Annotated in this window: 14 protein-coding genes; 11 read left to right on the top strand and 3 right to left on the bottom strand. The window is 70.0% G+C overall.

From position 1 onward, the window contains the following. Positions 1 to 10 precede the first annotated feature (10 nt). Genes AC3E6M_RS14465 through AC3E6M_RS14475 form a run of 3 tightly spaced genes read right to left on the bottom strand, consistent with a single transcriptional unit; the run spans position 11 to position 2,626 of the window. Positions 11 to 880, bottom strand: coding sequence for an ABC transporter permease (locus AC3E6M_RS14465; RefSeq protein WP_138173124.1), 870 nt, complete (start codon positions 878 to 880; stop codon positions 11 to 13). Further along, positions 877 to 1,755 (bottom strand): ABC transporter permease, encoded by an 879-nt coding sequence (locus AC3E6M_RS14470; protein WP_490530337.1) that lies wholly within the window; start codon positions 1,753 to 1,755, stop codon positions 877 to 879. Before AC3E6M_RS14470 ends, AC3E6M_RS14465 begins: the two co-directional genes overlap by 4 nt. A gap of 19 nt (positions 1,756 to 1,774) precedes the next feature. Further along, entirely contained in the window at positions 1,775 to 2,626 is an 852-nt protein-coding gene (locus AC3E6M_RS14475; RefSeq protein ID WP_138173120.1) for an IclR family transcriptional regulator, read from the bottom strand. Between the two features lie 196 nt (positions 2,627 to 2,822). Between AC3E6M_RS14475 and AC3E6M_RS14480 the strand changes: the two genes are divergently transcribed. The 11 genes from AC3E6M_RS14480 (at position 2,823) to AC3E6M_RS14530 (ending at position 13,143) form a co-directional block, all read left to right on the top strand. Further along, positions 2,823 to 3,827, top strand: a complete 1,005-nt coding sequence (locus AC3E6M_RS14480) for a DUF6282 family protein (RefSeq protein WP_212743473.1) — start codon at positions 2,823 to 2,825, stop codon at positions 3,825 to 3,827. A gap of 8 nt (positions 3,828 to 3,835) precedes the next feature. Next, positions 3,836 to 4,768 carry a 3,5-dioxohexanoate:acetyl-CoA acetone transferase gene (gene kce / locus AC3E6M_RS14485; RefSeq protein WP_138173118.1) on the top strand — a complete coding sequence of 311 codons (933 nt, stop codon included), beginning with the start codon at positions 3,836 to 3,838 and terminating at the stop codon, positions 4,766 to 4,768. A 23-nt stretch (positions 4,769 to 4,791) separates the two neighbouring features. Further along, positions 4,792 to 5,733 (top strand): cupin domain-containing protein, encoded by a 942-nt coding sequence (locus AC3E6M_RS14490; protein WP_490530338.1) that lies wholly within the window; start codon positions 4,792 to 4,794, stop codon positions 5,731 to 5,733. After that, entirely contained in the window at positions 5,733 to 6,518 is a 786-nt protein-coding gene (locus tag AC3E6M_RS14495; protein ID WP_490530339.1) for an HpcH/HpaI aldolase family protein, read from the top strand. The genes AC3E6M_RS14490 and AC3E6M_RS14495 overlap by 1 nt, the downstream gene beginning before the upstream one ends. After that, complete coding sequence (locus AC3E6M_RS14500) at positions 6,515 to 6,973, top strand: acyl-CoA thioesterase (protein WP_490530340.1); 459 nt, start codon at positions 6,515 to 6,517, stop codon at positions 6,971 to 6,973. Before AC3E6M_RS14495 ends, AC3E6M_RS14500 begins: the two co-directional genes overlap by 4 nt. Before the next feature lie 14 nt (positions 6,974 to 6,987). Continuing rightward, positions 6,988 to 7,746 (top strand): SDR family NAD(P)-dependent oxidoreductase, encoded by a 759-nt coding sequence (locus tag AC3E6M_RS14505; RefSeq protein ID WP_490530341.1) that lies wholly within the window; start codon positions 6,988 to 6,990, stop codon positions 7,744 to 7,746. Further along, positions 7,743 to 8,978 carry an iron-containing alcohol dehydrogenase gene (locus AC3E6M_RS14510; RefSeq protein WP_490530342.1) on the top strand — a complete coding sequence of 412 codons (1,236 nt, stop codon included), beginning with the start codon at positions 7,743 to 7,745 and terminating at the stop codon, positions 8,976 to 8,978. The genes AC3E6M_RS14505 and AC3E6M_RS14510 overlap by 4 nt, the downstream gene beginning before the upstream one ends. Before the next feature lie 17 nt (positions 8,979 to 8,995). Next, positions 8,996 to 10,423, top strand: coding sequence for an NAD-dependent succinate-semialdehyde dehydrogenase (locus AC3E6M_RS14515; RefSeq protein ID WP_490530343.1), 1,428 nt, complete (start codon positions 8,996 to 8,998; stop codon positions 10,421 to 10,423). Positions 10,424 to 10,774: 351 nt separating this feature from the next. Further along, complete coding sequence (locus AC3E6M_RS14520) at positions 10,775 to 11,659, top strand: hypothetical protein (protein WP_490530345.1); 885 nt, start codon at positions 10,775 to 10,777, stop codon at positions 11,657 to 11,659. Between the two features lie 133 nt (positions 11,660 to 11,792). Next, the gene (locus tag AC3E6M_RS14525; RefSeq protein WP_490530346.1) at positions 11,793 to 12,215 is read left to right on the top strand and encodes a hypothetical protein; all 423 of its coding nucleotides are present in this window, start codon (positions 11,793 to 11,795) and stop codon (positions 12,213 to 12,215) included. A 58-nt stretch (positions 12,216 to 12,273) separates the two neighbouring features. Then, positions 12,274 to 13,143 carry an HNH endonuclease signature motif containing protein gene (locus AC3E6M_RS14530; RefSeq protein WP_490530348.1) on the top strand — a complete coding sequence of 290 codons (870 nt, stop codon included), beginning with the start codon at positions 12,274 to 12,276 and terminating at the stop codon, positions 13,141 to 13,143.

Here is a 13,143-nt window from a genome sequence, read left to right on the forward strand (position 1 = left end):
TCTGGGCGGCTTAGCGACGCCGCGTTCGACGGACGAAGAGGGGCACGAGCAGCAGCAGGGTCACCGTGACCACGACGAGGCTCGACGAGGCCGCGATGGTCGGATCGACTTCGACGGTGACGGCGGTGTACATCTGCACGGGCAGGGTCTGGAACGTGGGGGAGCGCAGGAACAGGGCGATCACGACCTCGTCCAGGCTCGTGACGAAGGCGAAGATCGCCCCCGTGAGCACTCCGCGCCCGATCAGGGGCAGCGTGATGCGGAGGAAGGTCCGCGCGGGCGATGCGCCCAGGGAAGCCGAAGCGCGCAGCAGCCTTGCATCGAACCCTCCGAGCGAGCTCGTCACCGAGACCAGCACGAACGGAACGCCGAGAGCGGCGTGGGCGAGGACGTACCCCCAGACCGACCCGACCAGGTGCCACTGCAGGAAGCTGATGTACACGGCGACTGCCACGACGATCGCCGGTGTGACCATCGACACCATCAGCAGGGTGCGGAGGAACTGGGCCAGGCGTCCGGACAGGGCGTACAGCCCGACCGCGGCCGCGGTTCCCACCACGGTCGCCAGGAGCGAAGCCAGCACCGCCACGAGAAGCGAGTTGCCCAGCGACCCGATCCACTTCGGGTTGGTGAAGAAGTTCCGATAGAGGTCGAGCGACCATTCCCGCGGGGGGAATTGGAAGCTGCCCGAACCGCCGAAGCTCATCGGGATCACGAAGATCGTGGGCAGGACGAAGTAGAGCGCCACGGCGACGCCGATCACGATGAGCCACCACGGGATCGGATCGACGGAGCGATCGCGGCGACGCCGCCCGGGCCGGCCCGCGGTCAGCGTCGCCGTCTCGACGGCGGGTTCGTTCTGTGCGGTTGCCGCGGTCATGACCGGGTCCCCCCTGAGGTAGCGACGACACCGATCGCGGACACCGCTCCGCCCACGCGGTTGGCCCACCAGACCAGTACGAGCGTGACGACGAGGACGAGCATGCCCAGCGCACTCGCGCCGGCGAAGTCGAGCAACTGTGTGGTGCGCTGTGCGAGAAGCTGCGCGATGAGCGACTGCTGAGGCGAGCCCAGGAGTGCGGGAGTGACGTAGAAGCCGAGACTCAACGTGAACACCAGGATGAGACCTGCCACCACTCCGCCACGCGACAGCGGCCAGTAGATCTTCCAGAAGGCGGCCAACGGGGTGGACCCGAGTCCGCGCGCAGCCAGGAGGAGTCGACGGTCGATGCCCCCCAGTGAAGAGAACAGGGGCAGCACCATGAACGGGAGGAGGACCTGGCTCATCGCGATGGTCACACCGATGGGGGATCCCACGAGCTGGACGTCGCCCAGCCCGATCCATGAAAGGGCGGTGCTGACCGGTCCACCGCGCTGAAGGATCGTCAGCCACGCGAAGTTGCGGGCCATGACCGAGGTCCAGAAGGGGATGAGGACGATCACGAGCATCACGGCCCGCGTCGTTCCGCCCACCCGGGTCATCAGGTACGCATAGGGGTAGCCCAGAGCGAAGGCGACCACGGTCACGACGAAGGCCGTGGCGGCGGTTCGGCCGAGTACGGTCAGGGTCACGCCGTCGGTGAAGAGGTGCGCGTAGCTGTCCAGCGTCCACGTCCCCCCTGCGCTGGGTGGGGTCTGGATGCTGCGGACGAAGCTCTGCCCGAGGGGGAGGAGGAGCACTCCCGCGAGAAGGGCCAGCGCCGGCACCAGGAGCAGCCAGGCTGCTCGTGGTCGTCGGGGGTGTGATGTCGTCATTGTCCTCTCCCGGGACGGCTCATGGGGCGAGAAGTGTGCTGAGGCGGTCGGCGGAGTCGCGAAGCAGCCGGACCTTCGGCGATCCGGATTCCCGGGGCGGCAGCATCGCACTCGTGCCGATGAGGGCGAGGGCTGCCTGGGTGTCGTGCGCGCCGAAAACCGGCGCCGCCACGGACGACAGCCCGACGCGCCCCAGATCGCCCCAGGCGAGGCGGTCCTTGCGCACGCGGGACAGCTCGGCGGCTTCGTGCGCCGATTCCTTGAGCCCCAGGCCGGAGTGCGCGCGGCTGACGATCTCGGGGTCGCTCTGGAAGGCGAGGAGGACGCGGGACTGCGCCGCGCGCACTTCGAGGTTCGTGCCGACCCTCACCGTGAGGATGATCGTGCCCCGGTGCGCCTCCTCGACGAGGGTCACGACCGCCCCCGTCCTTCCCAGAAGGCTCAGCACGCACGTGGACTCGGTCGCGTCGGAGAGCTCGCGCATGATCGCGGGGGCCATACCGAGGATCTGCTGGCGCCCCGAGATGAGTGCGGCAAGCTGATCGAACAGGGGGCCCAGGCCGTAACCGGCGTCGAGGAATCCGGCTCCCTGCAGGGACTGAAGGTATCGGTGCGCGGTCGACCGGTTGAGGCCGAGGCGCTCCGCGACCATCGCGGGGGTCAGGGCGCGGGTGTTTTGATCCAGGAGCGCGAGAACGGCCGAGGCCCGGTCGATGGACTGGATCGCCCCCCTCTCGGCATCCGGAAGCGGCGATCGGGTCTCCTCGTCGGGAGCGGGGTGCGCGGTCGGGATCGGGTTCCCGGACGGGGGCACGATCCTCTCGCTCCGCGTCGGGGATGCCACCGCGTCGCCGATGACGTCGAGATCCATGCCCACCTCCTCATCGAGTGATCACTGCGTTCGCATTACAGGCGAACCATTCAGATTATGAACGCTAGGCCTGGGCGCCAGAGGTGTCAAGAGGGGAAATCCCGCTTTTCGGACCGCCGACATCCACAGTGGACAAACCGGAATGTGTGTCATATCGTGAACGCCACTACTCACAATACGAACGGGAGGTCGTCCGATGTCCACGTCAGACGCACATGCCACTCCGTCCTACACGGCTACTGCGCCGACGGCGGCGCTGTTGAAGGTCATCGACGGCGCCGTCGATCTGCACACCCACTCGGGCCCCAGCCCGTTCCCCCGACGACTGAACCACGTCGAGGCGTCGCACGATGCGGCGCGACTGGGAATGCGCGCGATCCTGATCAAGTCGCACCACCACAACACCGTGATGGATCTGCTGGCGATGCGCGATCTCCTGCGCGACGCCCCGACGCCGGCTTACGGAGGTGTCGCGCTCAACTCCGAAGTGGGCGGGATCAACCCCTCGGCCGTCGCCGTCGCGATCCAGATGGGCGGACGTGCCGTGTGGGCGCCGACGGTGTCGGCCAAGCAGCACATCGATGCGCACAGCCACGACGACGGGTTCCCCACGACGGGGTCCGACCTGGAGGAGCGCGAGGAATCGATCTTCGACGCGAACGGCGACGTCTCGGCGGACAGCATCCGCGTCACGCAGCTGGTCGCCGAGGCCGACATCCTCCTCACCGGCGGTCACCTCGACGTCGAGTCGCAGAAGGCCTGGTTCGCGACCGCGCAGGAGAACGGTGTCAAGAGACTCCTCCTGCATCACCCCGACTTCATCATCGGCGCCGACGGGCACGACGTGGAGGAGATCCTCTCTTACGGCGCCTACGTCGAGCACGAGATGTCCATGTACCATCCGGGCGTCCCAGCGCCCGGATGGCCGATCTCCCGACTCCTGGACTGGATCGATCGGATCGGCCCCGAGCGCACCGTTATCGACTCCGATCTCGGCCAGCGTGACAATCCGCCCCCCACAGAGGGCTACCTCTACGTGGTGCAGGCGCTCCTCGATCACGGCGTCTCGGAGAAGGACATCCGCCGCATGATCGTGCACAACCCCGCCTACCTCCTCGGCCTCGAGGACTCGCCCGAGCCGGAGAAGCAGACCGGCAGCCGCGTCCTCCCGTGGTCGGGTGCCCCGCAGGGCAAGGCGTAGGACACCCCGTGCGCATCGCGGAGAAGGTGATCATCACCACGGCCGTCACCGGCAGCGTCAACGTCCCCTCGCAGAGCGACCACTTACCGCTGACGACCGATCAGGTGGTGCAGGCCGCCCTCGAGGCCGCTGCCGCGGGTTCGGCGATCATCCACCTGCACGCCCGTCACCCCGACGGGCGCCCGGCCTGGGAGGCCGAGATCTACGAGCAGATCGTGCCCAGGATCCTCGAGCAGGTCGATGTCGTCATCAACATCACGACCGGCGGATCGTCGCAGATGACGATGGAACAGCGGCTGGCCGGGGCGAACCGGTTCGCCCCGGAGTTGGCGAGTCTGAACATGGGCTCGATGAACTTCGTGTACTCGGGCATCGCGGACAAGGTCACGACGTGGAAGCACGACTGGGAGAAGCCGTACGTGCTGGGCACGTACAGCCACCCGTTCATCAACAGCTTCGACCGCATCGAGCAGACGCTGCGCGAACTCGGTGAGGGGCGCGGCACGCGCTTCGAATTCGAGTGCTACGACATCGGACACCTTTATACGCTCGCCTACTTCGTCGACAAGGGTCTGGCCCGACCGCCGTTCATGATCCAGGGGGTCTTCGGCATCCTGGGCGGCATCGGAGCCGATCACGCCAACCTCGAGCACATGGTGCGCATCGCCGACAAGCTGTTCGGGGACGAGTACTTCTTCTCCGCGTTCGCGGCGGGGCGCGCGCAGATGCAATTCGCGACGCACTCGGCCTGGCTCGGCGGACACGTGCGGGTCGGGCTCGAGGACAGTCTCTGGATCGGCCGAGGACGACTGGCCCGGAGCAACGCCGAACAGGTCCAGAAGATCCGCGCCGTCGTCGAGGACCTCGGCAGCGAGATCGCCACCCCCGACGATGCCCGCCGCATGCTCGCCCTCAAGGGCGCGGCCGGCGTCACCCTCTGACCGCTGAGACATCCAGGACCACCATGCACAAGCAATACGCGGCGGATGACATCCGTTCGACGCTCGAGAAGACCGCCCCCACCGTCGAGGTCGACCCGTCGACACCGATCAAAGCGTCCCAGTGGATCGAGTTCCTCACCCGGGAACCGTCCGAGACGACGCCCCGGGGGAGCAGGACGTGGCTCGCGCGCAGCGCGACGCTCGTGGTGGCGTACACCACCGCCAAAGCCGGCGACGTCTTTCCCCGTGTCCACCAGCCCGACGAGTACGCCGTTCTGCAGTACTCCGGGAGCGCGCCGCTGCGCGTGCGTGCCGGATCGGATGCCGCCGAGATCGATGAGGAGGCCTTCGTGGTGGTGCCGCCCGGCGACTCCGCGATCGAGATCCTCGAGGACGGAATCCTCATCCGACTCTTCTCGGTCGTCGCCGATGATCTGCGCACCGCAGCGCTGAACGCGGACGCGTACGCCGAACCCGACCTGCGCGCGGCGCCGCTCGGGCAGTGGCCGGATCCGGTCGACGGCTATCGCCTGCGGGTGTACCGCCTCGCGGACACCCCGATCGCGCCCGGCCGCTTCGGGCGCATCTTCCGGACCTCCAACCTCATGGTCAACTTCCTGGCCGAGGAGCCCGAGCCGCGTGATCCGCGCAAGCTGTCCCCGCACTTCCACGACGACTTCGAGCAGATCTCGCTCGCGGTCCAGGGGCGCTTCGTCCACCACATCCGCTACCCCTGGGGCCCCGACTCGACCCGGTGGCGTCCGGACGAGCGCCGCGAGATCGCCACGCCGTCGATCTGCGTCATCCCCCCGCCCACCGTGCACACGACGCAGGGCGTCGGGCCGCACCAGCAGCTCATCGACATCTTCTCGCCGCCGCGCGCGGACTTCTCCGCGTCGGGCTGGGTCCTCAACGCCGCCGACTACCCGGCGCGGCCGGGGCTCGGCATCCCGGAGGGGTACTGATGAGCGCGATGCGGAGACGGAGCTTGTTCCGTGCCGCCCTCGCACGCGAGGACGCCCTGCCGTTGGGGACGTGGGTCAAGCTGCCCGCCGTCGAGAGCATGGAGCTCGTCGCCCTCGCGGGCTTCGACTTCGCCGTGATCGACCTCGAGCATTCCGCCATGGACCTCGAGACGATGCACCGGCACATCGGAATCGCGCTGTTGACCGGGGTCGCCCCGATCGTCCGCGTGCCTTCGCTCGACGGAGGCATCGTGCAACGCGTGCTCGACGCCGGCGCCGAAGGCATCATGCTTCCCCACGTCGACACCGTGGAGCATGCCCGCACGGCGGCGTCCGCGGTGCGCTTCGCGCCGCGCGGGAGCAGGGGAGTGGGGTCGACGAGCCGGGCCGGCGCCTGGGGCGCACTGTCCCGCGAGGAGTATCTCCGGTACGGCAACGAAGAAGTGGTGCTGATCCCTCAGATCGAGAGCGCGGACGCGGCCTCCGCGGCGGGCGCGATCGCGGCGGTCGACGGCGTCGACGCTCTGCTCGTGGGCGCAGCCGATCTCTCGACGAGTCTGGGGCGCTCCGAGACGGATGCGACGGTGGTCGATCTCGTGTCCGGTGTCGTCCGCGCCGCACACGCGGCGGGGGTGCCGATCGGCAACGCCGGAGGGGCGACAGCGACTTCGGTCGAATCGGCGGTGCGGACCGGGTTCGACTTCACCATGATGAGCAACGACGCGAGTCTGCTGGGGGCGGCGGCGAAGGCGGCCGTCGACGCCGGCAGGACGGTGCGCCGGTGATCCCGAGCACGATGCTGCAGGTGCGCTGGGCCGACACCGATCAGTACGGGCACGTCAACAACGTCGCCGTGGCGCGACTCGTCGAAGAGGCCCGCATCCGCCTGTTCGGCCTGCCCGACAAGCCTGCGCAGGCACCCCCGGGACGGGCGCCGGCACTCGCGGTGCTGGGGAGGGGGACCTTCACCGTGACGGCTGCGCAGCGCGTGGAGTACACCTCGGAGATGCCCTATACCGGGGGTGGCGTCCGCGCCGAGGCGTGGCTGTCCCGGATCGGCACCCGATCGCTCACGATCGACTGCCGCCTGCTCTCCGACGACACCGCCCTCGAGTACGCGCGTGCTCGAACGACCCTGGTGATCATGGACATCGCGGGGCATCGACCGCGCGAGCTGACCCGCACCGAGCGAGAGGACCTCGCCCCCTATCGGGCCGAGCCGCTCGCTTTCCGAGACTGACGGAGGAGAACCTGATGAACACACCATTGCTGAACGACAAAGCGGTGCTCCTGATCGGTGCGAGCACGGGTATCGGACGCGAGGCCGCGCGCGTCTTCGCGGAGGAGGGTGCGCGGCTCGTGCTGGCGGCGCGGTCCGCCGACGCCCTCGAGGAGATCGCCGACGACCTGCGTTCCGAGGGACACGAGGTCCACCTCGTGGTCGGTGACGTGACGTCGCCGGCGGACGTCGCCCTGATGGTCGACGAGACCGTGTCCCGCTACGGACGATTGGACGGTGCCTTCAACAACGCCGGCATCGGCCAGCTCGGGCTCCTCCACGAGGTCTCGGAGGAGGACTTCGACCGCGTCATGGAGGTCAACGTCAAGGGCATGTGGCTCTGTCTGCGCGAAGAACTCCGCGTCATGCGGGCCCAGGGGTTCGGGTCGATCGTGACGACATCCAGCGTCGGCGGCTACAAGGGGAACACCGGTCTCGGCGCCTATCAGGCGACCAAGCACGCCGTCATCGGGCTCACCCGGAGCGCCGCGCACGACAACGGCGGCCTCGGCATCCGTGTCAACTCCGTCGCGCCCGGCCCGACCCGCTCGGCCATGATCGACGCGATGCTGGCCGACGACCCGCACGCGATGGACAGGCGCCTCGCCACGATGCCGTTGCACAAAATCGGAACCGGGGTCGAGGTCGCCAACGCCGCGGCGTGGCTTCTCAGCGACCGGTCGAGTCACACCACCGGTGTCGTGCTTCCCGTCGAAGGGGGGATGACCGCGTGAGCGCCCATGATCACGTCGCTTCCGCCCACGGAGTCGTGCGGGCACCGGATGCCATCCACTTCGGCAGGGGAGCGCGAGCCTCGCTCGCCGCGGCCGTCGCCGGGCTCGGTGGGCGCGTGCTCGTCGTGGTGGACCCGTTCCTGGCCACGACGGATTCCTTCGCCGAGTCGCTCGCCGCGCTCGAGGGGGCGGGGGTCACGGTCCGGGTGCACGCCGATGTCGTTCCGGAACTGCCCGTCGACGATGTCGTCGCCGCCGCGGAGGCCGCGCGCGGCTGGCGACCGGACGTCGTCGTGGCATACGGGGGCGGGTCCGCCCTGGACCTGGGGAAGCTCGTGGCGCTTCTGCTGTCCCAGCCCGGCCCTCTCTCCGACTACTACGGCGAGAACCGGGTGCGCGGACCGGTGCTGCCGATCGTGGCCGTTCCGACGACGGCGGGCACGGGTTCGGAGGCGACGCCCGTCGCCGTGGTGTCCGATCCGGAACGCGAGCTGAAGGTGGGGGTGTCGGATGCCGCTCTCGTCCCCCGTGTGGCCATCGTCGACCCGGACCTCACGACGGGCGTCCCCGCGCGGGTGACGGCGTATTCGGGTATCGACGCGATCGTGCACTGCGCGGAGTCCTTCACCGCGGTCTGCCGTGAGCCGGAGTGGGCGGAGCGGCTCCCGATCTTCGTCGGACGCAACCGGATGAGCGCGCTGTTCGCGCTGGACGGCCTGCGGGCGATGGGGGGTGCCCTTCCGCGCGCGGTGGCGGACGGCGCCGACCGCGAGGCGCGCGAGCAGATGGCGTGGGGGAGTCTGCTCGGGGGCCTCGCGTTCGGGTCGGGGGGAACGCATCTCTCCCACGCGCTGCAATACCCGATCGGAGCGATGACCCATACGCCGCACGGCCTGGGGACCGGTCTGATGCTGCCGTACGTGCTGCAGGCGTGCCGCGCCGAGACGTCGCCCCAGCTCGCGGAGATGGCCGTCGCCCTCGACGTCGCGAGCGGGTCCGAAGCGGACGACGCTCAGGCCGCCATCGACCGTCTGGCTGCGATCTGCCACGCCATCGGGCTGCCCGCCTCGCTCGCCGACCTGGGTGTCACGCGGGCGCAGCTGCCCCGGATCGCGCAGCTCGCCGCCGGCGTGACCCGACTGGCCGCGCTCGCCAGCCGGGAGGCGACCCCCGACCTCCTCCAGCGCATCCTCGACGCCGCTTACGACGGCGACCGCTCTCGTCTCGTCTGACCCAGAAAGTGACAACCATGGACTACCGTTCCGATCTGTTCATCGGCGGGGCGTGGCGCCCCGGCGGCGGTGGCGACACCTTCCCCGTGCTCGACCCGGCCGACGGCTCGGCGATCGCGGATTTCGCGATCGCCACGCTCGACGACTGCACCGCGGCCGTCGATGCCGCCGCGGTCGCCTTGCCGGAGTGGTCGGCGACCACCCCGCGGGCCCGGTCGGAGATCCTTCGCCGCGCGTTCGACATCCTCACGGCGGAGAAGGATGCCTTGACCGAGGTCATGGTGCGTGAGAACGGGAAGTCGTGGGCGGACGCGGCGGCCGAGGCCGCATACGCGACGGAGTTCTTCCGGTGGTTCGCCGAGGAGGCCGTGCGTGTCCCGGGGGACTTCCGCCTGTCGCCGAACGGGGACAAGCGGATCCTCGTCACCCGCGAACCGATCGGCGTGTCGCTGCTGATCACGCCGTGGAACTTCCCCGCGGCGATGGCGACGCGCAAGCTCGCGCCGGCGCTGGCGGCGGGGTGCACGACGGTGCTGAAGCCGGCGCGCGAGACGCCGCTGACGGCGGCGTACATCGTCGATGTGCTGACGCGGGCGGGCGTTCCCGACGGCGTGGTGAACCTCGTCACGCCGGTGCCCACGGGTCCGGCGGTGGCGCACATGGTGCATCACCCCGCCGTCCGCAAGCTCTCGTTCACCGGATCCACCGAAGTCGGCCGGTTGCTGCTGCACGAGGCCGCCGACACCGTCGTGTCGACCTCGATGGAGCTGGGCGGGAACGCGCCGTTCCTCGTGCTACCGGGGGCGGACGTCGACGAAGCGGTCACCGGCGCCATGCTCGCCAAGATGCGCAACGGGGGCTCCGCGTGCACCGCGGCCAACCGGTTCTACGTGCACTCCTCGGTGCACGACGAGTTCGTGGCGAAGCTGGAGGCCGAACTGGCCGCGGTGTCCTGGGGCAGGGGCCTCGACCGCGAGAACACCCTCGGCGCTCTCGTCTCGGTCGCCGAGCGCGACAAGGTCGCCGAGCTCGTCGTCACCGCCCGGAGCGAGGGCGCGCGCATCGCGCTCGGGGGCGAGGTCTCCGACTCCGGTGCCTTCTACCCGCCGACGCTCCTGGTGGGCGTCGAGCACGGGTCGACGATCAACAGCACCGAGATCTTCGGACCCGTGGCAGCCGTCGTCCGGGTCGACGACGTCGACGAGATGGTGCGCATGGCGAACGACACCATCTACGGACTGATCGCCTACGTCTTCGGTGAGGAGGCGATCGCGTTGCGCACCGCTCTCCGTCTGGAGGCGGGCATGGTGGGGGTCAACAAGGGCGTGCTGTCGGATCCGGCGGCGCCCTTCGGCGGGATGAAGCAATCCGGGTTGGGGCGCGAGGGGTCGAGCGAAGGAATCCTGGAGTACCTGGAGGAGAAGTACATCGGCATCGCTCCCTGACCGCCCGCAAGCGGTCCCCTTCGCGGGTCGGCACCTGCCGCGATCAAGGCATGGCTGCCACTTCGGACGACGCCCCGACCCGCCCGAAGGCCCGCCTGGCGGCGAGGGTCCCCGACGGCCGCCGCGCCCGCGCTCCTCGTCGGGGTCCTCGCCACCGTGCTGTCGTCACGATCCGGCTGCTCGTCGCCCTGTCAAACTCCTTCGCGCACCACACCGCCGACTTCGTGCCGGTGGACGAGGGCGCACGCGTCATAGGGGACGCGGCGGTCCGTCCGTTCCCCCGTCGTCCACCTCACGGATGCCGACACCCCGTATCGTGTGCGCGACGCCCCATCCCCCAGGGAGGTCCGCATGACGACGACGGCCGCACCGCGGAGGCTCTCGCGAGCGGGAATCGTGGGAATCGCCGTCGGCGCCGTCGCGCTCATCGGGATCGGGGTCGGCGGGCTGGTCCTGTTCGGCTGGATGGTCGACGAGACCCATTTCGATCGTCCCACTGCCGAGTTCGATGCCCTCGAGACCGAGGTCCTCGCCCTGCCCGGCGTCGAGACGGTCGAGAAGGAGCGATGGGTGGAGGCTCCGACGTTCGCGAATCCGACGTCGTCGATGCGGGTCACGCTCGACCGGGCCGCGTTGCCGTCGCTCCTCGACACCGCCTGCTCGAGCGGCTACCCCGACCCCGTGATGTGGGGGCTCGCGGTGCGCACACCGTCGGACGCGGAGGTGTCGGTGTTCGCCGATCCCGTGGCGTCCGCCCCGTCTCCGGGCTGCCCCGACTTCGGGCTCGATCTCGTCGCCACGGTCGACGCCCTCGACGCGCTCGCCCCGGGTCGGAGCATCCAAGCCGCGATCTGGGAGAACGGGCGACTGTCGTTCTCCGACCTGTTCGACGTCGGCAGCGATGTCGCGGGCATGGTGCCGCTCGTCGAGGCGGCCGACGAGCTGCGGTGGACCGCGGGCGTCGACCCCGACGCGGAGGTCGAGATCAGCGGACCGATGTTGACCGCGGTGGTGGCGCCCGGCGACGCTCCGGCCTACGCCGCCCTGCTGCGCACCCTCGTCGACGACTACGGCGTGACGACCTTCTGGGACGGCGCCGGCGGGGGCACACCGATCGACGGCGTCGCGAAGACCCAGGTTCGGTGCGACCCGGAGGATGCCGCGGCCGTCGAGACCGCGATCCGCGCGTCGGGCCTTCCCCTCGCCGAAGCGCCCATCCTCTTCCGCGAGGACTGAACGGCGGCTCCGAGGTGTGCGGGCTGGCGAAGGGTGGGGCACCCCTCCTCCACACCATGCGCTGCGGGGGAACTGTCCCCATATTGCCTCTGGGGCCGGGTTGGATGTCGGAGGCCCTCGTTAGCATGCATGCATGTCTTTCGATCGCCCTCCGACACCACCCGATGACGGGGCTTCGGCCCTCTCCTCGGTGCTGGTCGAGGTGCGCGGAATGGATGCCGAACTCGCCTCCGCCGAAGCCCGACGCGTGCGCGCGCTGGCCCGGGCGGGGCACCTCGCGCTCGACGCGTCTGCGGGGGTGCGGGCGTCGGCGAAGGCGGCGGAGATGGCGCTGCGGGAGGTGGCGTCCGAGATCGCGGCGGCCTCGAACCTGTCGGACCGGAGCGTGCAGGCGCAGATCGGTCAGGCGCTGACCCTCGCCGATGATCTCCCGACCACGCTCGACGCATGGGAGGCGGGGGCGCTGACCCGCCACCGCCGACGGGTTGAGCCCCGGACGGTTGAAGACCCGGTTGGCCGCCCTGGCCGAGTCGCTGCAGCCCACGACCCTCACTGAACGCCACCACCGCGGCCGCGACACCCGGTGCGTGCGCGTGGTCGCCGGAGAGGACGGGATGTCCGACCTGATCGCGACGCTACCCACCGTGCTCGCAGTCGGCATCTACGACCGGCTCGTGCAGCAGAGCGCCGCGATCATCGACATGCGCCGAGACGCCGCACGCGGTGATGCGCCTGCGGGTGCACGCGCGGACGGCCGCGCGGGCGGCGACGAACGCGGTGACCGCGCGGAGACCGTGACGACTCCCGCGCCCGACACTCGGACGGCTGACCAGGTGCGGGCGGATATCCTCGCCGACCTGCTCCTCACTGCCGCACCCGACGCCGACCCCACCCGCAGCGACGACGGCCCCGGCACCCTCGGCGCGATCCGCGCGCGGGTGCAGGTCGTCGTCCCGGCGTTGACGATGCTGCGTCCCGGCACCGAGAACCTCGACCCCGCCGACCTCGTCGGTCACGGCCCCATCGACGTCGGCACCGCCCGCGCCCTGGCCGAAGCCACCACCCTGCCCTGGGACCGGGTCATCACCCACCCCGTCACCGGAGCCGTCCTCCGCACCGACACCTACCAGCGCACCACCGCGATCGACCGGCACCTCCGCGCCCGCGACCGCCACTGCCGCTGGCCCGGCTGCACAGCCCCCGCCACCCGCTGCGAAGTCGACCACACCCATGACTGGGCGCTCGGCGGACCCACCGACGTGCGAAACCTCGCGCACCTGTGCCAGAGACACCACACCCAGAAACAATTCACCCGCTGGACAGTCCGACAACTCCCCGGCGGGGTCCTCGAGTGGACCTCTCCGACGGGACGCGTCTACACCGACGAACCCCTCCCCTACCCACCCGCGGTCAGATTCCTCCCCGACGACCCAGCCCCACCACCACCAACCGCCGCCGATGAACACGAACAGACACCGTTCTGA

It is taken from the genome of Microbacterium sp. SCPM-O-B-15248 (M128), from assembly GCF_058214835.1.

Bases quoted from the DNA above. Each gene is read 5' to 3' on its own strand.
- AC3E6M_RS14515 (WP_490530343.1), top strand. From the start codon at position 8,996: ATGGACTACCGTTCCGATCTGTTCATCGGCGGGGCGTGGCGCCCCGGC.
- AC3E6M_RS14490 (WP_490530338.1), top strand. From the start codon at position 4,792: ATGCACAAGCAATACGCGGCGGATGACATCCGTTCGACGCTCGAGAAG.
- AC3E6M_RS14465 (WP_138173124.1), bottom strand. From the start codon at position 880: ATGACCGCGGCAACCGCACAGAACGAACCCGCCGTCGAGACGGCGACG.
- AC3E6M_RS14505 (WP_490530341.1), top strand. From the start codon at position 6,988: ATGAACACACCATTGCTGAACGACAAAGCGGTGCTCCTGATCGGTGCG.
- AC3E6M_RS14470 (WP_490530337.1), bottom strand. From the start codon at position 1,755: ATGACGACATCACACCCCCGACGACCACGAGCAGCCTGGCTGCTCCTG.
- AC3E6M_RS14495 (WP_490530339.1), top strand. From the start codon at position 5,733: ATGAGCGCGATGCGGAGACGGAGCTTGTTCCGTGCCGCCCTCGCACGC.
- AC3E6M_RS14475 (WP_138173120.1), bottom strand. From the start codon at position 2,626: ATGGATCTCGACGTCATCGGCGACGCGGTGGCATCCCCGACGCGGAGC.
- AC3E6M_RS14525 (WP_490530346.1), top strand. From the start codon at position 11,793: ATGTCTTTCGATCGCCCTCCGACACCACCCGATGACGGGGCTTCGGCC.
- AC3E6M_RS14530 (WP_490530348.1), top strand. From the start codon at position 12,274: ATGTCCGACCTGATCGCGACGCTACCCACCGTGCTCGCAGTCGGCATC.
- AC3E6M_RS14480 (WP_212743473.1), top strand. From the start codon at position 2,823: ATGTCCACGTCAGACGCACATGCCACTCCGTCCTACACGGCTACTGCG.
- AC3E6M_RS14520 (WP_490530345.1), top strand. From the start codon at position 10,775: ATGACGACGACGGCCGCACCGCGGAGGCTCTCGCGAGCGGGAATCGTG.